The sequence below is a fragment of the Modestobacter caceresii genome, assembly GCF_000761485.1.
GTDB classification, from domain to species: Bacteria; Actinomycetota; Actinomycetes; order Mycobacteriales; family Geodermatophilaceae; genus Modestobacter; species Modestobacter caceresii.
Map to the genome: position 1 here is coordinate 64,220 of NZ_JPMX01000058.1, position 20,559 is coordinate 84,778.

Here is a 20,559-nt window from a genome sequence, read left to right on the forward strand (position 1 = left end):
GTGCCGTCCGGCAGCGCCACCGAGGCGTTCCCCGGGCCGGCGGGACGGGCCGTACGAGTGGTGTCACCTTCCGAGAAGCGGAAGGTTCCATCTGTGATGTGGAAAACGTATCCTCGGTCACCAGTGGGGTCAAGACGACCGCGGGCGCTCCGGTGCCCGGCGGCCGTGCGGCCCCGGGTTCCCGGGGAGCGAGCACGGTGGCGGGCCCCGGGTGCGCGGGACGACGGAGGAGTGGCATGGCCGAGACCGGCGGCGCGATCAGCGGTTCCGACGGGGGCGTGCAGTCCCTCGAGCGGGCCTTCCTGCTCCTGGAGCTGATGGCGGAGGACGGCGGCGAGGTCGCGCTCTCCCGGCTCGCGGTGGACAGCGGCCTGCCGCTGTCCACGATCCACCGGCTGGTCCGCACGCTGGTCGCCCGCGGGTACGTACGCCAGCTCCCCTCCCGGCGGTACGTGCTGGGCCCCCGGCTGATCCACCTCGGCGAGAGCTCCTCGCGGACGCTCGGCACCTGGGCCCGGCCGCACCTGAGCGACCTGGTCGACTCCACCGGGGAGACGGCGAACCTGGCGATGCTGGACGGCGACCGGGTGGTGTACGTCGCTCAGGTGCCCTCCAAGCACTCGATGCGGATGTTCACCGAGGTCGGCCGCCGGGTGCACCTGCACTGCACCGGGGTCGGCAAGGCGCTGCTGTCCCAGCTGCCCGTCTCGACCGCCCGTGAGCTGCTGGAGCGCGGCGGCATGCCCCGCCGCACCGACAAGACGATCACCGACCCCGACGAGCTGCTGGCGTTGCTGCCGCAGATCGCCGCGCAGGGCTACGTGCTGGACGACGGTGAGCAGGAGATCGGCGTCCGCTGCGTCGCCGTCCCGGTGCCCGGCGGCCCGGCGCAGACCGCGATCTCGGTCTCCGGCCCCGAGGGGCGGGTGCCGATGGAGAGCGTGCCGGCGATCGTGGCGCTGCTGCAGCGGACCGCCGCCGGGCTGGCCGCCGAGCTGCGGGAGGACGGCGCCCGCGCGCTCAGCGGCCGGTCCAGCTGACCTGTCCACGGTCCACGAACGCCCGCACGCCGGCCCGGAAGTCCGCACTGCCGAACACCTCCCGCACCAGGTCGTCGCCGTCGGGCAGGTCGGCCCGGCGCAGCCGCGCCACCGCCTGGCCGGCGGCCTTCATGCTCAGCGGCGCGTGCCCGAGCAGCGTCTCGACGAGCGACGCCAGCGCCGGGTCCAGCTCCCCGTCGGGCACCACCTCACCGACGAAGCCGGCGGCGGCCGCGTCGGCGGCGGACAGCAGCTTCGCGCGCAGCAGCATGTCCAGCGTGCGACCGGGGCCCAGGTGGTGCACCAGCAGCGAGTAGGTGTTCATCGACAGGCAGTTGCCCAGCGTGCGGGCGATCGGGACGCCGAACCGGGACGACGCCGTCGCCACCCGCAGGTCGCAGGCGGCGGCCAGGGCGAGCCCGCCGCCGACACAGGAGCCCTCGACCGCGGCGACGGTCGGCACGGTGACGTCCTCCAGGCGGTTGACCACCCGCTCGATCCGGGCCTCGTAGGCGATCCCGTCGTCCCCGCTGGTGAACTCCAGGAACTGGGCGATGTCGGTGCCGGCCACGAAGGCCCGGCCGCCGGCGCCGCGCAGCACCAGCACCCGCACCGACTCCTCGGCGTCGGCCCGGGCGCAGGCCTCCTCGAGCCCCTCGTACATCGCGAAGGTCATCGCGTTGCGGGCCTCGGGGCGGTTGAACAGCACGGTCAGCACCGCGCCGTCCTGGGTGACCTCGAGCTCGCTCATGCGTCGTCCTCTCGGCTGGATGGGGCGACGGCGTCGACGACGTCGGCGGGGACGCCGTACCGGGTGAGCACCGCGCGGGTGTCGGCGCCCAGCGGGGGGCCGGCGACGCCGCGGACGGCGGGGGTCCGGGAGAACCGCATCGGCGAGCCGATCTGCCGCACCGGCCCGAGCGTGGGGTGCGGCGCGTCCCAGAAGAACTCCCGGGCGTTCAAGTGCTCGTCGGTGAACACCTCGCCGTAGTCGTTGATCGGGGCGCACGGCACCCCGGCCGCACCCAGCGCGGTGAGCAGGTCGGCGGTGGTGCGGGCCCGGGTGCGGCTCTCCACGACGTCCAGCAGCTCGCCGCGGCGGGCGTGCCGGCGGCTGGCGTCGGCGTAGCCGGGGTCGGCGAGCTCGTCGGCCATGTCCAGGGTGGCGCAGAGCCCGGCCCAGGTGTTGGGGGTGTTCGCGCCGATGGTCACCCAGCCGTCGGCGGTCTGGAACGCCTGGTAGGGCGCCTGGCTCTGGTGCGCCGAGCCCAGCGGGCCGCCCACCTCGCCGGTGGCGAACCACTTGCCGGCCTCCCACACCGCGAGGCTGACCCCGGCCTCGAACAGCGAGACGTCGATCGACTGGCCGACGCCGGTGCGGTCCCGCTCGCGCAGCGCCGCGGTGACCGCGAGCGCCAGGTAGAGGCCGCAGACCAGGTCGCAGACCGGGACGCCGACCTTGACCGGCTCGCCGCCCGGCGTGCCGGTGATGCTCATGATCCCGCTGCGCGCCTGGGCCATGATGTCCAGCCCGGGGAGCGGGGCGAGCGGCCCGTCCTGCCCCCAGCCGGACCCGGAGGCGTGCACCACCCGCGGGTTGACCGCCCAGATCCCCTCGGCGTCCAGCCCCAGCCGGGCCATCGCGCCGGGCCGCAGGTTCTCGATCACCACGTCGGCGGAGGCGACCAGGTCGAGGAACGCCTGCTTGCCGGCGGGTGACTTCAGGTCCAGCGCGACGGACTCCTTGTTCCGGTTCAGCCGCAGGTACGGCGAGCTCTCGCCGTCGACGAACGGCCCGCTGGCCCGGACCGGGTCACCGGACCGGGGGTCCTCGACCTTGACCACCCGGGCGCCCAGGTCGGCCAGCTGCATCGCGGCGTACGGCGCCGCCATGAAGACGCCGACCTCCAGCACGGTGATGCCGGTCAGGGGCGGCTGGTCGGGCGGTGCGGGTGTGCTCACGTCTGCCTCCGCGGGTGGTGGTCTCGTCGTGGTCGGGATGTCGGGGTCCGGACGTGACCGCGCCCCGGCGGCTGGGTGCCGACCGGGGCGCGGGTGGTGCGGGTCCTGCTCAGAGCCAGCCGGGCACGATCAGGATCAGCCAGGTGATCGGCGGGATGAGCGCGACCATCGAGAAGCCCCAGACGGTCAGGTTCCGGAAGGTCCGGTCCCGCTCGGCCTCGGTGGCGTTGGCGACGACGAGGGCCCCGCTGGTGGAGAACGGGCTGGAGTCGACGATCGAGGAGGACATCGCCAGTGCGGTGATCAGGCCGATCGCCCCGATGGCGTTGTCGCCCTGGAGGAAGGGCACGGCCAGCGGGATCAGCGCACCGAGGATGCCGGTGGTGGAGGCGAAGGCCGAGACGACGGCACCGATGTAGCAGATCAGCAGGGCGGCGATCAGCGGGAGGCCGAGCTGGGCGACGTTGTCCCCGAGCCAGCCGGGCACGTCCTGGTCCTGCATGAGACCGACGTAGGTGACGATGCCGCAGATCAGCAGCACGGTCGGCCAGGCGATCTGGCCCACGGCGCCCTTCGCGCCACGGGGCGCGACCACCGACAGGATGACGCCCACGGTGATGGCCATCAGGCCGATGTCCAGGCCCAGGGGGAGCAGCGACCCGACGACCAGGATGACCAGCCCGATCAGCGTCAGCGTGCGGTCCCGGTCGAGCGTGGTGACCGGGTCGGGCGCGTTGTCGACGGCCAGCGCGGTGGTCTGCAGCGCCTTCTGGTCGGCGCGGTCCTCGACGTGGGAGTGCTGGTGGCCCGGCTCGCCGTGCCGCGCCTCGGTGACCCGGCCGCCGGAGACCGCCGCACCGGCGGTGCCGGTGCTGCCGATGGCCACGCCGCGGGCAGGGCCGCCGGGGATGTCCTCGCCGGTGTCCTCGGTGGCGTCCCCGGCGACGGAGGCCGCCACGAAGTCGTCGTCGCGCCTGTCGGTCAGGTCGACCCGCCCGCCGCCGAGCAGCTTGCGGCCGCCGAACAGGAAGAAGACGGCGATGGAGAGCAGGATGTTGATGACGATCGAGGCACCCCAGAGGAACAGCGGGCTGCCCTCCAGGCCGTTGTCGGCGACCACGGTGTTGGTGATGACACCGAAGATCGACAGCGGCGAGAACCCGCCGGCGGTGGCGCCGTTGATGATGAACAGGCCCATCAGCACCGGGTTGATCTGGTAGCGCCGCGCGAAGGACATGCCGACCGGGGCGATGATCGCCACCACCGCCGGCACGACGCCGCCGATGGCGGTGAGCACGCCGGTGACGGCGAACATCGCCCACGGGATGGCTGCGAGCCGGCCGCCGGATGCGGTCACCGCGGCGTGCACCAGCCAGTCGACGGTGCCGTTGTTCTTCGCGATGGCGAACAGGTACGTCACCCCGACCAGGACGATGAACAACGACCCGGGGAAGAAGCCGAAGACCGCGTCGTCGTACGTCGGGTCGCCGTCGGTGCCGTAGATGAAGTAGCCGGCGATGAACGCCGCCACCAGCGCCAAGGCGCCCATGTGCACGGGCATCACCGTGGCGATCAGGAACACCACCAGCAGGATCGAGATCAGCACGAGCTGTACGGACACCGGCGTCCCCAGGGTTCGGTCGAGGCGGGTGTCACCCGCCGGTCAGGCGCTTCCGCGATACGGAACCGCGCTTTCGCTAGCGGGGATTAGATGGCGTGGCGCGGCCAGTGTCAAGGGTCACAGGACGTCCGAGATGTCTCTGCGCCAATCCGCCTGCCGGTAGTAGCCTCCCGCATGGTGGACTTCCGGTGTCGAGCCGGGGATCCGGACGAGAGGGCCACACCCATGGAGGCACGGGCATGTCAGTGACGACGACGACCGGCGGGCGCCACTTCCTGCAGATCCCGGGGCCGACCAACGTGCCCGACCGGGTGCTGCGGGCGATGTCCGCCCCGACCATCGACCACCGCGGCCCGGAGTTCGCCGCTCTCGGCCTGGAGGTCCTCGAGGCCGTCAAGCCGGTCTTCGGCACCACCCAGCCGGTGGTCATCTACCCCGCCTCGGGCACCGGGGCCTGGGAGGCGGCGCTGACCAACACGCTCTCGCCCGGGGACAAGGTGCTGGCCTTCGAGACCGGCCACTTCGCCACCCTCTGGCAGGACATGGCCAGCCGGCTGGGCCTGCAGGTCGAGTTCGTCCCCGGCGACTGGCGGCACGGCGCCGACCCGCAGGCCGCGCAGGAGCGGCTCGCCGCCGACACCGGCCACGAGATCAAGGCCGTCATGGTGGTCCACAACGAGACCTCCACCGGCGTGACCAGCCGGGTCCCCGAGGTGCGCAAGGCCATCGACGCCGCCGAGCACCCGGCCCTGCTGCTGGTCGACACGATCTCCTCGCTGGGCAGCATCGACTACCGGCACGACGAGTGGGGCGTCGACGTCACCGTCGCCGGGTCGCAGAAGGGGCTCATGCTCCCGCCGGGGCTGAGCTTCAACGCGGTCAGCGAGAAGGCGCTGCAGGCGTCGAAGACCGCCGGGCTGCCCCGGTCGTTCTGGGACTGGCAGCCGATCCTGGCCGCCAACGAGCGCGGCTTCTTCCCGTACACGCCGGCCACGAACCTGCTGTACGCGCTGAAGGTGGCGCTGGAGATGCTGGACGACGAGGGCCTGGCCAACGTCTACGCCCGGCACACCCGGCACGCGGAGGCCACCCGGGCCGCCGTGCGCGGCTGGGGGCTGGAGGTGCTGGCCCTGGACGAGCGGGAGTACTCCGGTTCGCTGACCGCCATCTACCTGCCGGACGGCGGAGCGGACGCGATCCGCGAGGTGATCCTCCGCGAGTACGACATGTCGCTGGGTGCCGGGCTGGGCAAGCTGGCCGACAAGGTCTTCCGGATCGGGCACCTGGGCCACTTCAACGACCTGACCCTCGTCGGCACCCTGGGTGGCGTGCAGATGGGCCTGGTCCGCAGCGGCGTGCAGATCGACCCGAACGGCATCCAGGCGGCCCTCGAGCGCCTGCAGCAGGCATGACGGCGGCCCCGGAGCGCCCCCGCGTGGGGGTGGCGGACCTCGAGCAGGAGCTGACCCGGGCGCTGGACGGCGAGGTCGCCTTCGACGACTACACCCGGCACCTGTTCAGCCAGGACGCTTCGATGTACACGATGACCCCGGTCGGGGTCGCCTACCCGGCGCACACCGCCGACGTGGTGGCCGCGGTGCGGCTGGCCCGCGAGGCCGGCATCCCGGTGCTCGCCCGGGGCGCGGGCACCAGCCTGGCCGGGCAGACCGTCGGCCCGGGCCTGGTGCTCGACCTCTCCCGGCACATGCACCGGATCACCGAGCTGGACCCCGAGGCCCGCACCGCCCGGGTCGAGCCGGGCGTCGTCCAGGACGACCTGAACCGGGCCGCCGCGGCCGCCGGGCTGATGTTCGGGCCGGACACCTCGACGTCCAACCGCGCCACCATCGGCGGGATGATCGGCAACAACTCCGCCGGCAGCGGCTCGGTGCGCTTCGGCATGACGATCGACCACGTCGAGGAGGTCGACGTCGTCCTGGCCGACGGGTCGACGGCCACGTTCGGCGTCGTCGACGAGGCCGAGCGCGCCCGCCGGGCGCAGGGCGACACGCTCGAGGCGGAGATCTACCGCCGGCTGCCCGAGCTGGTCGCGGAGAACGCGGAGGCGATCGCCACCGGGTTCCCGTCCTTCTGGCGCCGGGCCGGGGGCTACCGGCTCGACCGGCTGGCCGAGGGGCAGCCCTTCGACCTGGCCAAGTTCCTGGTCGGCTCCGAGGGCACGCTCGCGATCATCACCGCCGCCCGGGTCGGGCTGGTGCCCAAGCCGTCGAAGCAGGTCTTCGCGGTGGGCCACTTCGAGACGGTGCAGGCGGCGATCAACGCCACCGAGGACGCGCTGACGGTCGACCCCGCCCAGGTGGAGCTGCTGGACCGCACGATCCTCGACCTCTCCCGGCAGAAGATCGAGTACGCCGGGCTGGGCAAGATCCTGCAGGGCGACCCCGACGCGCTGCTGTTCGTCTCGTTCACCGGGGACGACGAGGCCCAGTTGGTCGAGTCGATGGACCGGCTGATCGAGCTGTGGGAGCGCAACGGGCACGGCTACCACACGCTGCGGGCGGTCACCCCGGCCCAGCAGGGCGCGCTGCTCAAGGTGCGCAAGTCCGCCCTGGGCCTGCTGATGGCCAACTCCGTGGGCGCCCGCCGGCCGCTGGCGTTCATCGAGGACACCGCGGTCGACCCCAAGCACCTGGCCGAGTACACCGCCCGGTTCAAGGACGTGCTGGACCGGCACCAGCTGGAGGCGGGCTTCTACGGGCACTGCTCGGTCGGCTGCCTGCACATCCGCCCGTTCGTCGACCTGAGCCAGCCCGGCCAGGTCGAGGTCATGCGCTCGGTGGCGGTGGAGATCAAGGACCTGGTGCGTGAGTACGGCGGGGTGAACTCCAGCGAGCACGGCGACGGCCTGGCCCGCAGCGAGTTCAACCGCGAGCTGTTCGGCGACGACCTCTACGAGGCGATGCGGCAGGTCAAGGGCCTGTTCGACCCGCAGGGCACGCTCAACCCCGGCAAGATCGTCGACTCCCCGGCGATGACCGAGCACCTGCGGGACGCGAACCCGCCGACGCCCGGCCCGCTGCGCACCCGGCTGCAGTTCGACGTCGTCGGCGGGATGTTCGGCGCCGCCGACCGCTGCATGAACATCGGGCTGTGCCGCAAGTCCACGACCGGGGCGATGTGCCCGTCCTACATCGCCACCCGGATGGAGGAGCACTCCACCCGCGGCCGGGCCGGCGCGCTGGTCAAGGCGCTGAGCGAGGGCGACCCGCACACCGCGCTGGCCGACGAGCGGCTGCACGAGGTGCTCGACCTGTGCCTGATGTGCAAGGCCTGCAAGAGCGAGTGCCCGCTCGGCGTCGACGTCTCGGCGATGAAGAGCGAGGCGCTGGCGGCCAAGCACGACGTGCACGGCACCCCGCTGCGGTCGCGGGCGTTCGGGGCGATCCGGACGCTGAACCGGCTGGGCTCGGCGACGGCGCCGCTGTCCAACCTGCCGCTGCGGATCAAGCCGCTGCGGGCGCTGATGGACTCCCGCCTCGGGATCGCGCGCCAGCGGGACCTGCCGGTCTTCCACCGGACGACGCTGATGCGCTGGTTCAAGCGGCACGAGGCGCCGGCGGCGCTCACCCAGCAGCCGGTCACGATGCTGGCCGACTCGTTCACCAGCTACACCGAGCCGGGCATCGGCCAGGCCGTGGTGCGGCTGCTGGAGGCCGCCGGGCACCCGGTGCGGCTGGAGAGCAAGGGCTGCTGCGGCCGCGCGAGCATCTCCAAGGGCCTGCTGGACGACGCCCGGGGCAAGGCGCAGAAGCTGGCGGCGAACCTCTGCGAGGGCTCCGAGCCGGGTTCGCCGATCGTGGGCTGCGAGCCCTCCTGCATCCTCACGCTGCGCGCCGAGCACGTGGAGCTGCTCCCCGACGACCCGAACGTCCGGGACGTCGCGGCGCGGGTGAAGCTGCCGGAGGAGCTGCTGGTCGAGGCGATCGACGACGGCCGGCTGCAGTTGCGGGCGGACAGCTGGCTGGCCGGGCGGACGGTGGTCTTCCACGGCCACTGCCACCAGAAGGCCGAGGCCGGGACGGCGGCCACGGTGGCCCTGCTGTCGCGGATCCCCGGGGTCACCGTGCAGGAGCTGGACGCCGGCTGCTGCGGCATGGCCGGGTCGTTCGGTTTCGAGTCCGAGCACTACGACGTGTCCCTGCAGGTGGGGGAGGACCGGCTGTTCCCGGCCGTCCGGGCCGCCGCGCCCGACGCGGTCATCGCCGCGACGGGGGTGTCCTGCCGCCAGCAGATCTTCCACGGCACGCAGCGCACCGCCTGGCACCCGGCGGAGCTGGTGCTCGAGGCGCTGCAGGTGTCGGCCTGACCCCAGGCTGAGCGAGTACCGCCGGACGGGCGGCGACCGGACCCCAGAGGTCCGGTCGCCGCCCGTCCTGCTTCCGGGAGACGCGGCTCACCGGACACCCTTGTTGCATGCTGCAACAAACGGGTGCACGATGGTTGCTGTCTACATGTACCGGGTTCCCGGCGCGCGGGGCCGATCGGCCACCGGACGGCGCTCGCCCCCGTACTCGCAACGTCCAGGAGAGCCACGGATGAGCAGCTCCGCACCGCCCCGGCCGGCCGCCGGGGCGACCGCCGGCTCGGCGGCGCCCGGCCCCGCCGAGCAGCAGGGCCGGATGACGCACCGGCAGATCCTCAGCGCGCTGTCGGGGATGTTGCTGGCGATGTTCGTGGCGTTCCTGTCCTCGACCGTCGTCTCCAACGCCCTGCCGACGATCATCACCGACCTGCGCGGCTCGCAGAGCCAGTACACCTGGGTGGTCACCGCCACCCTGCTGGCCTCGACCGCGTCCACGCCCATCTGGGGCAAGCTCGCCGACCTGTTCAGCAAGAAGCTGCTCATCCAGATCGCGATCGTGGTCTTCGTCGTCGGCTCGATGCTGGCCGGGCTCTCGCAGTCGCTGCCGACGCTGATCGGCTGGCGGGTGCTGCAGGGCCTGGGCCTGGGTGGGCTGCAGGCGCTGGTGCAGATCGCGATGGCGGCGATGATCAGCCCGCGGGAGCGCGGTCGGTACTCCGGCCTGCTCGGCTCGGTGATGGCGGTCGCCACCGTCGGTGGCCCGCTGATCGGTGGCCTGCTGGTCGACACCAGCTGGCTGGGCTGGCGCTGGTGCTTCTTCGTCGGCGTCCCGTTCGCCCTCGTCGCCCTGGTGCTGCTGCAGCGGACCCTGCACCTGCCGGTCACCAGGCGTGCGGTCTCCATCGACTACCTGGGTGCGACGTTCCTGACCGCCGGCGTCTCGGCGCTGCTGATCTGGGTGACCCTGGCCGGGGACAGCTTCGCCTGGGCCTCCCTGGAGACCGCGCTGTTCGTCGGGGGCGGCGTGCTCGCCCTCGTCGCGTTCGTGGTCACCGAGCTGCGTGCGGAGGAGCCGATCGTCCCGCTCCGGTTGTTCCGCGACCGGACGACGACCCTGGCGATCATCGCCAGCGTCGCCATCGGTGTCGCGATGTTCGGCTCCACGGTGTTCCTCGGCCAGTACCTGCAGATCTCCCGCGGCTACTCGCCCACGGCGGCCGGGCTGCTCACCATCCCGATGGTCGGTGGCCTGCTGGTCTCCTCGACCGTCTCCGGGATCCTGATCACCCGCACCGGGTTCTGGAAGCGCTACCTGGTCGCCGGTTCGTTGCTGGTGGCCCTCGGGTTCGGCCTGCTGGCCACGATCGACCACGCCACCAACATGGTCGTGCTGGGCGTCTTCCTCGCCGTGCTCGGCGTCGGCATCGGGATGACCATGCAGAACCTGGTGCTGGCCGTGCAGAACACCGTCGCCGCCACCGACCTGGGGGCGGCGAGCTCGGCGGTCGCGTTCTTCCGCAGCCTCGGCGGCACGATCGGCGTCTCGGTGCTCGGTGCGGTGCTCTCCAGCCGGGTGGGCACGCTGATCCGGTCCGGGCTGTCCGACGTGCCGGGCGCCTCCGCGGCGGCCGGATCACAGGAGATCGGGCTCGCCGACCTCGCCGACGCGCCGGCGCCGATCCGTGCGCTGATCCAGGTCTCCTACGGCGACGCCACCGGGCGGGTCTTCCTCATCGCGGCGCTGCTGTCGCTGATCACGATCGTGGCCGTCCTGCTGATCCGGGAGGTCGCGCTGCGCACCGAGACCGGGGACGAGCGGCTGCGCAGCGAGGACGGTGCCACCTCGGGCGGTACGACCGCCGACGTCGACGCCCAGCTCGCGGGCCGACGCGGCTGACCGCCAGGATGCGCAGAGGCCCGTCCCCCACCGGGGAGACGGGCCTCCGTGCGTCACGGCCCCCCTTCAGGGGCCCACCCTGAGCGTGCGAAGGGTGGGGGGAAGGGGGGTCCTTCCTCAGAGGAGCGCGGCGTCCAGGCTGATGTCCACGGCGGCCAGCGCCTTGCTCACCGGGCACCCGGCCTTGGCGGCCTGGGCTGCCTTGTCGAACCCGGCGGCGTCGAGCCCGTCGACCTCACCGCGCACGGTCAGCGCGATGGCGGTGATCGTCGGGGCGCCGTCCTGCTGGCCCAAGGTCACGTCGGCGCTCACCTCGAGCGACTGCGTCGTGCCGCCGGCCTTGCCGATCTCGCTGGACAGCGCCATGGCGTAGCAGGACGAGTGCGCGGCGGCGATGAGCTCCTCGGGACTGGTGGTGCCCCCGGCCTCCTCGGCCGCCCGCTTCGGGAAGCTGACGTCGAACGTGCCGACCTTCGAGCTGGACAGCTCGACCTGGCCGGAGCCCTCCTGCAGGGAGCCGTTCCAGGCGGTGCGTGCGGTACGGGTGGGCATCGGACCTCCTCTTCGTCGGTGGCGGTCGCGGCGCAGGTCTGCGTCGGGACCGGACACCGGTTCTGACGGGGTCAACCGTTCCGGGCCGCCGGTGTTCCCGCCACCGGACCGGCCCCGCAGCCGACGCGGCCGTCCGGCCCCGCTGCAGGGTCCCGCCGCGAGCTCGCGACTGGTGGGGGGCAGCGGGCCCTTCCTCAGGCGGAGGCGCTCGCACGGGTGTCGGCGACCCGGTCGGTGATCAGCCGCAGCTGGCTCTTCAGCTCGTCGAACTGCTGCTGGTTGAGCGCCAGGGCGTCGATCATCTCCGCGGAGATCGCGCACGCCGGGGCCTCGAGGGCCCGGCCCGCGTCGGTGAGGCGGACGGAGACGGACCGCTCGTCGTCGGCCCGGCGGTGCCGGGTCACCAGCCCCGCGGCGGTGAGCCGCTTGAGCAGGGGGGACAAGGTGCCGGAGTCCAGTGCCAGGCGGGTGCCCAACTGGCCGACGGTCTGCCCGTCCTCCTCCCACAGCAACATGAGGACCAGGTACTGGGGATAGGTGACCCCCAGCTCGTCCAGCATGGGCCGGTAGCGGGCGGTGACCGCCCGCGAGGCGGCGTAGAGCGCGAAACAGAGCTGATCGTCGAGAGCGACGCTCGGCGACGGGGTGTCTGTCATGGGGCAAGAGTAGGGCGCGATCCGGCGGCAAGCAGCCATGTGGTCCTCCTCGTCGGCTTTTCTGCCAGGGGCGAAGGTCCCGGAAGGCTGCGGGGCGGCCCTGGACGTGTCCGGGTTGAGTGGAACAGACTCAAGTCCTGGTCCGTTGGACTCCACGAACCGTCCCGTGTCGCAGGAGAGGACAGACCCACCCGCCATGCAGAGCAAGCTCACCACCCGTTCGCAGGAGGCCGTCGCCGCCGCTCAGCGGCTGGCGGTCGACCGGGGCCAGGCGGCCCTCGAGCCCCTGCACCTGCTGGTCGCCCTGCTCGAGCAGGCCGACGGCATCGCCGGGCCGCTCCTGCAGGCCACCGGCGCCGACCCGGGCGACGTCCGGGCCAAGGCCGACGCCGCGCTGCGCCGGATGCCGAGCGTCAGCGGCTCCACCGTGGCGGCCCCCGCGCCGTCCCGGGAGCTGCTCCGGGCGATCAACGCCGCCGGGGAGCAGGCCAGTGCGCTGGGCGACGAGTACGTCTCCACTGAGCACCTGCTGGTCGGCCTGGCCACCACCGACGGTGAGGCCGGCGCCGTCCTGACCAGTGCCGGGGCCACCCGCGACGCCCTCGTCGCGGCCTTCCGCACCGTCCGCGGCAACCGCAAGGTCACCAGCCCCGACCCGGAGAGCACGTTCCAGGCGCTGGAGAAGTACGCCGTGGACCTGACCGCCCGCGCCCGCGAGGGCCGGATGGACCCGGTCATCGGGCGGGACACGGAGATCCGCCGGGTGGTGCAGGTGCTCTCCCGGCGCACCAAGAACAACCCTGTCCTCATCGGTGAGCCCGGCGTCGGGAAGACGGCGATCGTCGAGGGCCTGGCCCAGCGGATCGTCGCCGGCGACGTGCCGGAGAGCCTCAAGGGCAAGCGGCTCATGGCCCTGGACCTGAGCGCCATGGTCGCCGGGGCCAAGTACCGCGGCGAGTTCGAGGAGCGGCTCAAGGCCGTGCTCCAGGAGATCACCGAGGCCGAGGGGCAGGTCGTCACCTTCATCGACGAGCTGCACACCATCGTCGGGGCGGGGGCCAGCGGCGACTCGGCCATGGACGCCGGCAACATGATCAAGCCGATGCTGGCCCGCGGTGAGCTGCGGATGGTCGGCGCGACCACGCTCGACGAGTTCCGCGAGCACATCGAGAAGGACCCGGCGCTGGAGCGCCGCTTCCAGCAGGTCTACGTCGGGGAGCCGTCGGTCGAGGACACGATCGGCATCCTGCGCGGCCTCAAGGAGCGCTACGAGGTGCACCACGGGGTGCGGATCACCGACGGCGCCATCGTCGCGGCGGCCACCCTGTCGGACCGGTACGTCACGGCCCGCTTCCTCCCGGACAAGGCGATCGACCTGGTCGACGAGGCCGCCAGCCGGCTGCGGATGGAGATCGACAGCCGGCCGGTCGAGGTCGACGAGGTCGAGCGGGTCGTGCGCCGGCTGGAGATCGAGGAGATGGCGCTGGCCAAGGAGGACGACCCGGCCTCCCTCCAGCGGCTGGCGGCGCTCCGCGAGGAGCTCGCCGACCGCCGCGAGGCGCTCGGCGAGCTGACCGCCCGCTGGCAGCAGGACAAGACCGCGATCGACCGGATCCAGCACACCAAGGAGGAGCTCGAGGGGGTGCGGCTGGAAGCCGAGCGCGCCGAGCGGGACGGCGACCTGGCCCGGGTCGCCGAGCTGCGCTACGGCCGGATGCCGGCGCTGGAGCGGGCGCTGTCCGAGGCCGAGGCGTCGGTGGCGGCCAGCGACTCGATGCTCAAGGAGGAGGTCGGCGCCGACGACATCGCCGAGGTCGTCCAGGCCTGGACCGGGATCCCCGCCGGCCGGCTGCTGGAGGGGGAGACGCAGAAGCTGCTGCGGATGGAGGAGGAGCTCGCGAAGCGGGTCGTCGGCCAGCCCGACGCCGTCCGCGCCGTCTCCGACGCCGTCCGCCGGGCGCGGTCCGGCGTCGCCGACCCGGACCGGCCGACCGGCTCCTTCCTGTTCCTGGGGCCCACCGGCGTCGGCAAGACCGAGCTGGCCAAGGCGCTGGCGGAGTTCCTGTTCGACGACGAGCGGGCGATGGTCCGCATCGACATGAGCGAGTACTCCGAGAAGCACTCGGTGGCCCGGCTGGTCGGCGCCCCGCCCGGGTACGTCGGCTACGAGGCGGGTGGCCAGCTCACCGAGGCGGTGCGCCGCCGCCCGTACACGGTGGTGCTGCTCGACGAGGTGGAGAAGGGGCACCCCGACGTCTTCGACGTGCTGCTGCAGGTGCTCGACGACGGCCGGCTCACCGACGGGCAGGGCCGCACGGTTGACTTCCGCAGCACGCTGCTCGTGCTGACCTCGAACCTGGGGTCGCAGGTGATCGCCGACCAGTCGGTGCCCGACGAGCAGAAGCAGCGGGCGGTGCAGGACGTGGTGCGGGCGCACTTCAAGCCGGAGTTCCTGAACCGGCTCGACGACGTCGTCACGTTCCGCGCGCTGGGCTCCGACGAGCTGGTCGGGATCGTCGACATCCAGGTCGAGGTGCTCGCCCGCCGGCTGGCTGCCCGCCGGCTCACCCTGCGGGTGACCGACGCCGCCCGGGAGTGGCTGGCGCTCAACGGCTTCGACCCGGTCTACGGGGCACGGCCGCTGCGCCGGCTGGTGCAGTCGGCCATCGGTGACCAGCTCGCCCGGGCCCTGCTCGCCGGGGAGATCCGTGACGGCGACGACGTCGTCGTCGACTGGGCGGCCGACGTGGCCGACGGCGACGCCGGGCTGACGGTCACCCGGGCCTGACCACACCCCGTCCGAGCCGAGTGTCGCCCGGTCGCCGTCCACTCCCCCCGAGGACGGCGACCGGGCTCGCTCGGACCGTGCCGCCTGCCGCCTGCCGCGCACCGCACGTCGTCCGCTCGGGTGACGGGGGCGGCCCGGGAGCGCCTGCGACGGGCCCGGCAGGCGGACGATGAGGTGCCGGGTGGCCTGGGTAGACCATGATCATCCGGAATCGCAAGCCAGAGGTGACCCGAGGAGCCGTCATGACGTCAGGACCGCAGGACCCGCAACAGGGCGGGTACGGGCAGCAGCCGCCGCAGGGCGGGCCGCCCCAGTACGGGCAGCAGCCGGGCTACGGGCAGCAGTCCGGCTACGGGCAGCAGTCCGGCTACGGGCAGGGCGGGCCGGAGCAGCCTGGCCAGTACGCCTACCCCGCCGCACCCGGCGCCCAGTACGGCGGCGCCCCGGAGGCCCCGACGGAGCGACCGACCACCGTCAAGGCCGGGATCGGTGCGTTCCTGGCGAACACGATCCTCGGGCTGATCGCCTCGATCATCACCTTCACCAGCCTCGACTCGCAGATCGACGACCTGGTCGTCGACCAGGCGCTCACCCGCGACGAGGCCTCGGCGGCGCTCACCATCGGCGCGGGCATCGGCCTCCTCCTGACGGCGGCCTACCTGCTGGTGCTGTTCTTCGCCTGGAAGGGGCGCAACTGGGCGCGCATCGTCCTCTGGGTGCTGGGCGGCCTGAGCGTGCTGTTCAGCCTGCTGGGGGCAGGATCCCTCGGCTTCCTCGGCCTGCTCGGCCTGCTGCTCACCATCGCCGGGATCGTGCTCCTCGCGCTGAAGCCCTCCAGCGACTGGTACAAGGCGGAGACGCAGCGCCGGAACCGCCTCTGACCCCCGTCAGCGGGAGGTGCGGCTGCGTGGGCCGGACGAGGCCCACGCAGCCGTCGTCCGCGCCAGCAGGCTGGTGGCGGCGGCCGCACAGAGCACGAGCACCAGCAGCGACGAGGCCGCCACGCCCCCCGTCAGGAAGGTCGCGCCGAGGGTCAGCAGCCCCAGCGGCAGGCTGACGGCCAGCCCGGTCCACCGCGCCCACGCCCGGCCGCGGGCGAGGAAGACCGCGGAGACGGCGGCCAGCACCCCGAAGACCACTGCCTGGACCAGGTTCAGGAGCACGGCCCGCTCGGCGTCGGAGCGCGGCGAGCCCGGCTGGGCATCGGCGAGGGTGTCGATCACGGTGTCCCGGACGACGAACGTGAGCAGTGCGTTGAGCAGGAGCAGCAGGGCGAGCGCCGCGAGCACCCCGATGGAGACCTTGACCGAGACGGGGGTCTCCGGGCGGGCCGGACCGGAGGGCGGAGGGCTGCTGCTCACCGCGACAGGGTGGCACGCCGGGACGGCAGCTCGGTCGCCCGCCGTGCCGGATGCGATGCTGGCAGCGGCCTGACCAGCGGGCCAGGACCACCGTGCATGTGGTGACCGAGACCAGGAGGACAGCCGCAGTGATGGCCCCCCGGCAGACCCGAGCCGCCGTCCCGTCCCGGATCGGTGGGCTCCTCGCCGTCCCGGTCCTCCTGGCCGGGCTGGCCGGCTGCAGCGGGTCCGACGACGAACCGACCGCGCGCGCCACCCCCAGCGCCACGGCGGCCGAGACCAGCGCCGAACCGACACCGGAGGCCGCTGCGGCGCCCACCGGTCCGATCGGACCGGGCTGCGAGCAGGTCTTCCCCGCAGCCGGCGGTGCGCCGGCGGACCTGGCCACCCAGCCGGTGAGCGCGGCGGTGGGCGCCAACGCCCAGCTGAGCACCCTCACCGCCGCCGTGGGCGCGGCCAACCTGGTCGACGTGCTCAACACCCGCGAGGAGGTCACCGTGCTGGCGCCGACCAACGCCGCCTTCGACGCGCTGGGCCCGGATGCGGTGCCCGCGCTGCTCGGGGACGTCCCGCGGTTGACCTCGCTGCTGACCCACCACGTCCTGCCCGGTCGGCTGGCGCCGGCCGACCTCGTCGGCGACCACGTCACGCTCAACGGGGACCCGATCACCGTCGCCGGGACGGCCGAGGCGCCGACGGTCGCCGCCGAGGGCACCCTGGCCGGCGCCGCCCCGGCGACCGTGGTCTGCGGCAACGTGCCGACGGCCAACGCCACGGTCTACGTCATCGACCAGGTGCTCGCCCCCGTCGGCTGAGCCGTGCCGGGCCGAGCGGGGGTCCCGGTCACCGGCACCCGCTCCGCCGGCCTCAGTAGGGTCAGCGGGGTGAACGCCCCTGCTCCGGCCCACCCCGACCGCGACCGGCTGCTCGAGCTCATCGTCGACCTCGCAGTGGTGCACGGGAAGGTGACCCTCTCCTCCGGCCAGGAGGCCGACTGGTACATCGACCTGCGCCGGGTGACGCTGCACCACGAGGCCGCCCCGCTGGTGGGCCGGGTGATGCGCCAGCTCACCGGCGACCTGCGCTACGACGTGGTCGGCGGGCTCACCCTCGGCGCCGACCCGGTCGCTGCCGCGATGCTGCACGCCGCCTCGGACGGCGAGGGGTTCCTGGACGCCTGCGTGGTGCGCAAGGCGACCAAGGCCCACGGGATGCAGCGGCGGATCGAGGGGCCCGACGTCGCCGGCCGCACGGTGCTCGTGGTCGAGGACGTCTCCACCACCGGCGGCAGCCCGCTCACCGCCGTCGAGGCGCTGCAGGAGGCCGGCGCCGAGGTGCTGGGCGTGGCCGTGATCGTCGACCGCGGCGCCCGCGCAGCCGTCGAGGCGGCCGGCCTGGAGTACCGCGCGGCGTTCGAGCTGGCGGACCTCGGCCTCTCCTGAAGCACCCTGCGGCGGGCCGGAGGGGACGGCGGCGTCGTACGGTGGCGACGTGACCGCCCTCACGACGACGTGGGTCCGCGAGCTCCAGGACGCCCTGGGCCCGGACAGCGTGCTCACCGACCCCGACGTCACCGCCGCCTACGCACGCGACCAGGCGATGCTCGCCGAGGCGGGGCTGCCGGCCGCGGTGGCGCTGCCGCGCAGCACCGAGGAGGTGTCGGCGGTGCTCCGGCTGGCCAGCCGGCACGGGGTGCCGGTGGTGCCGCGGGGCGCCGGCTCCGGTCTGGTCGGTGCGGCCAACGCCGTCGACGGGTGCATCATCCTGGCCCTGACCCGGATGGACGCCGTCCTGGAGGTGGCCCCGGCCGACCGGCTCGCCGTCGTCCAGGCCGGCGTGGTGAACAAGACGCTGCGCGACGCCGTCCGGGAGCACGGGCTGTTCTACCCACCGGATCCGGCCAGCTACGACTGGTGCACCCTCGGCGGCAACCTGGCGATGAACTCCGGCGGGCTGTGCTGCGTGAAGTACGGCGTCACCACCGACTACGTGCTCGGCCTGGAGGTCGTGCTCGCCGACGGCCGGGTGCTCCGCACCGGACGGCGCACCGTCAAGGGCGTCGCCGGGTACGACCTGGCCCGGCTGTTCGTCGGCTCCGAGGGCACGCTGGGCGTGATCACCGAGGCGACGCTCGCCCTGCGGCCGGCGCCGCAGCCGCCGGTCACCCTGGTCGCCAGCTTCGGCACCAGCGCGCAGACCGGCCAGGTGGTCGAGCGGGTGGTCACCAGCGGCCTGGTGCCCAGCATGCTCGAGGTGATGGACCGCACCTGCATCCGCGCGGTCGACGACCTGATGAAGGCCGACCTGGACCGGGACGCCGCGGCGCTGCTGCTGGCCCAGTCCGACAGCGGGGGGGACGTGGCGCTCGCCGAGATCGCGGCGCTGACCCGGCTGTGCGAGGAGGCCGGGGCGGACTTCGTGCACTCCACCGACGACCCGGCCGAGGGCGACCTGCTGATGACCGCCCGGCGGATGGCGCTGCCGGCCCTGGAGCGGCTGGGCAGCAGCCTGCTGCTCGACGACGTCGCCGTCCCGCGGTCGCGGGTGGCCACGTTCATCGACGGCTGCGACGCGATCGCCGCCACCGCCGGGCTGGTGGTCGGGGTCGTCGGGCACGCCGGTGACGGCAACATGCACCCCACCGTCGTCTTCGACGGCGCCGACCCCGACCAGTGCACCCGGGCCTACGCCGCCTTCGACGCGATCCTGGAGCTCGGCCTCTCCCTCGGCGGCACCATCACCGGTGAGCACGGGGTGGGCACGATCAAGGCCGACTGGCTGGAGCGGGAGATCGGCCCGGTCTCCCTCTCGGTGCACCAGGCGATCAAGCACGCGCTGGACCCGGCGGGGGTCCTCAACCCGGGCAAGGTGTTCCGCCGCGCTGCCGGCGGCGACCTGGCCGCCGTCTCCGGCCTGGTCGGCGGCTGAACCGCCGTGCCGGTGGGAGGCTGCGGGACATGACCGAACGACTGGTGGTGGTCGGCGGCGACGCGGCCGGGATGTCGGCGGCCGCCCAGGCCCGGCGCCTGCGCACGGCGGCCGAGCTGGAGATCGTCGTCCTGGAGCAGAGCGACGTCGTCTCCTACTCCGCCTGCGGCATCCCCTACTGGGTCGCCGGGCAGGTGGGCGACCGGGACGACCTCATCGCCCGGACGCCGGCACAGTTCGCCGCCGCCGACATCACCGTGCACATCGGCACGCGGGCAGAGGCGATCGACCTGGACGCCGGTGAGGTGCACGCCCGCGGGGGCGCGCGGTTCGGCTACGACCGGCTGGTCGTCGCCACCGGCGGCCGGCCCAGCCGGCCCCCGATCCCCGGCCTGGACGCCCCCGGGGTGTTCGGCGTGCACCGGCTGGACGACGGCGCGGCCATCCGGGCGGCGATCGACCGGCTGCCCGCCGACGGCCCGCGGCGCGGGCTGGTGCTCGGCGGCGGCTACATCGGATTGGAGATGGCCGAGGCCCTGCAGGACCGGGGCCTGGAGGTCACCGTCGTCCTGGCCGACCCGCTGCCGATGGCGCTGCTGGACACCGACATGGGGGAGCGGGTCTGCGCCGCCCTCGGGGCGATGGGGATGACGGTGCACGCCGACCAGGCGGTGCGGGAGGTGCTCGTCGACGCCGACGGCCGGGCCTGCGGGGTGCGCACCGACGTCGGCACGTACGAGACCGACCTGATCGTCCTGGGGCTCGGCATGGGGCCGGAGGTGTCCCTGGCCGCCGAGTCCGGGCTGGCGATCGGGCCGACCGGCGCGGTCGACGTCGACCGGAGCCAGCGCTGCCGGGACCACCCGGAGGTCTTCGCCGCCGGTGACTGCGCGCAGACGTTCCACCGGGTCACCGGCGAGGTCGCGCACGTCGCGCTGGGCACGCACGCCAACAAGCAGGGCCGGGTCGCGGGCTCGGTGATCGGTGGCCGGCCGGCCCGGTTCGCCGGGGTGCTCGGCACCGCAGTGACCAGGGTGCGCGAGCTGGAGATCGGCCGCACGGGCCTGTGCACCACCCAGGCCGAGGAGGCCGGGTTCGCCTACCGCACCGACGTCATCGAGGCGACCACCCGGGCCGGCTACTTCCCCGGCGCCGAGGAGATCGCGGTCAAGCTGGTCACCGAGGCGGGCTCCGGGCAGCTGCTCGGGGCGCAGGTGGTCGGCGGGCCGGGGTCGGCGAAGCGGATCGACGTGCTGGCCACCGCGATCTGGGCGGGGATGACCGCCGAGGAGATGGCCGGCAGCGACCTCTCCTACGCCCCGCCGTTCTCGCCCACCTACGACCCGGTGGTGGTGGCCGCCCGCGCCGTCAGCCGGATCGAGCAGGGCTGAGGAGCCCCTCCTCCGCACCCTCGCGACCCCCGGGCGGTG

At 73.5% G+C, this 20,559-nt stretch carries 16 protein-coding genes; 10 read left to right on the forward strand and 6 right to left on the reverse strand.

Going from position 1 to position 20,559, the window contains the following annotated elements; all coding sequences use genetic code 11:
- The first annotated feature begins 236 nt into the window (after positions 1–236).
- Entirely contained in the window at positions 237–1,040 is an 804-nt protein-coding gene (locus IN07_RS13110) for an IclR family transcriptional regulator (protein WP_036336343.1), read from the forward strand.
- Here IN07_RS13110 and IN07_RS13115 read toward each other — a convergent pair.
- The 3 genes from IN07_RS13115 to IN07_RS13125 all read right to left on the reverse strand — a co-directional run bounded on the left by IN07_RS13115 (position 1,021) and on the right by IN07_RS13125 (position 4,623).
- Positions 1,021–1,791, reverse strand: coding sequence for an enoyl-CoA hydratase/isomerase family protein (locus IN07_RS13115; RefSeq protein ID WP_036336344.1), 771 nt, complete (start codon positions 1,789–1,791; stop codon positions 1,021–1,023). The two genes, IN07_RS13110 and IN07_RS13115, sit on opposite strands and share 20 nt — an antisense overlap.
- On the reverse strand, positions 1,788–3,002 hold the full coding sequence (locus IN07_RS13120; protein ID WP_036336345.1) for a CaiB/BaiF CoA transferase family protein: 1,215 nt from the start codon (positions 3,000–3,002) through the stop codon (positions 1,788–1,790). Before IN07_RS13120 ends, IN07_RS13115 begins: the two co-directional genes overlap by 4 nt.
- 109 nt (positions 3,003–3,111) lie before the next feature.
- Positions 3,112–4,623, reverse strand: coding sequence for an SLC13 family permease (locus IN07_RS13125; protein ID WP_036336346.1), 1,512 nt, complete (start codon positions 4,621–4,623; stop codon positions 3,112–3,114).
- Positions 4,624–4,862: 239 nt separating this feature from the next.
- Here IN07_RS13125 and IN07_RS13130 point away from each other — a divergent pair, with 239 nt between their 5' ends.
- The 3 genes from IN07_RS13130 (at position 4,863) to IN07_RS13140 (ending at position 10,844) form a co-directional block, all read left to right on the forward strand.
- Positions 4,863–6,035 (forward strand): pyridoxal-phosphate-dependent aminotransferase family protein, encoded by a 1,173-nt coding sequence (locus IN07_RS13130; RefSeq protein WP_036336347.1) that lies wholly within the window; start codon positions 4,863–4,865, stop codon positions 6,033–6,035.
- Entirely contained in the window at positions 6,032–8,950 is a 2,919-nt protein-coding gene (locus IN07_RS13135) for an FAD-binding and (Fe-S)-binding domain-containing protein (protein WP_036336348.1), read from the forward strand. The genes IN07_RS13130 and IN07_RS13135 overlap by 4 nt, the downstream gene beginning before the upstream one ends.
- Before the next feature lie 229 nt (positions 8,951–9,179).
- Complete coding sequence (locus IN07_RS13140) at positions 9,180–10,844, forward strand: MFS transporter (protein WP_081975388.1); 1,665 nt, start codon at positions 9,180–9,182, stop codon at positions 10,842–10,844.
- A 117-nt stretch (positions 10,845–10,961) separates the two neighbouring features.
- Here the strand turns inward: IN07_RS13140 and IN07_RS13145 are convergent, their stop codons facing one another.
- On the reverse strand, positions 10,962–11,396 hold the full coding sequence (locus IN07_RS13145) for an OsmC family protein (RefSeq protein ID WP_036336349.1): 435 nt from the start codon (positions 11,394–11,396) through the stop codon (positions 10,962–10,964).
- Positions 11,397–11,590: 194 nt separating this feature from the next.
- On the reverse strand, positions 11,591–12,052 hold the full coding sequence (locus IN07_RS13150; protein ID WP_036336350.1) for a MarR family winged helix-turn-helix transcriptional regulator: 462 nt from the start codon (positions 12,050–12,052) through the stop codon (positions 11,591–11,593).
- A 196-nt stretch (positions 12,053–12,248) separates the two neighbouring features.
- On the opposite strand from IN07_RS13150, the gene clpB reads away from it, so the two are divergent.
- Positions 12,249–14,840: an ATP-dependent chaperone ClpB gene (clpB, locus tag IN07_RS13155; RefSeq protein WP_036336351.1), complete on the forward strand. Its 2,592-nt coding sequence runs from the start codon at positions 12,249–12,251 to the stop codon at positions 14,838–14,840.
- A 242-nt stretch (positions 14,841–15,082) separates the two neighbouring features.
- Entirely contained in the window at positions 15,083–15,721 is a 639-nt protein-coding gene (locus IN07_RS13160; protein ID WP_036336352.1) for a hypothetical protein, read from the forward strand.
- Between the two features lie 6 nt (positions 15,722–15,727).
- On the opposite strand, the gene IN07_RS13165 is transcribed toward IN07_RS13160, so the two are convergent.
- The gene (locus IN07_RS13165) at positions 15,728–16,201 is read right to left on the reverse strand and encodes a hypothetical protein (protein ID WP_036336353.1); all 474 of its coding nucleotides are present in this window, start codon (positions 16,199–16,201) and stop codon (positions 15,728–15,730) included.
- Between the two features lie 101 nt (positions 16,202–16,302).
- Here IN07_RS13165 and IN07_RS13170 point away from each other — a divergent pair, with 101 nt between their 5' ends.
- The 4 genes from IN07_RS13170 to IN07_RS13185 all read left to right on the forward strand — a co-directional run bounded on the left by IN07_RS13170 (position 16,303) and on the right by IN07_RS13185 (position 20,520).
- Entirely contained in the window at positions 16,303–17,016 is a 714-nt protein-coding gene (locus IN07_RS13170) for a fasciclin domain-containing protein (RefSeq protein WP_197058474.1), read from the forward strand.
- A 69-nt stretch (positions 17,017–17,085) separates the two neighbouring features.
- The gene (gene pyrE, locus IN07_RS13175) at positions 17,086–17,643 is read left to right on the forward strand and encodes an orotate phosphoribosyltransferase (RefSeq protein WP_036336414.1); all 558 of its coding nucleotides are present in this window, start codon (positions 17,086–17,088) and stop codon (positions 17,641–17,643) included.
- Positions 17,644–17,692: 49 nt separating this feature from the next.
- Positions 17,693–19,129 carry an FAD-binding oxidoreductase gene (locus tag IN07_RS13180; RefSeq protein WP_052091231.1) on the forward strand — a complete coding sequence of 479 codons (1,437 nt, stop codon included), beginning with the start codon at positions 17,693–17,695 and terminating at the stop codon, positions 19,127–19,129.
- Positions 19,130–19,158: 29 nt separating this feature from the next.
- A complete protein-coding gene (locus IN07_RS13185) occupies positions 19,159–20,520 on the forward strand; it encodes an FAD-dependent oxidoreductase (protein WP_036336354.1) in 1,362 nt (453 codons plus the stop codon).
- Positions 20,521–20,559 lie beyond the last annotated feature (39 nt).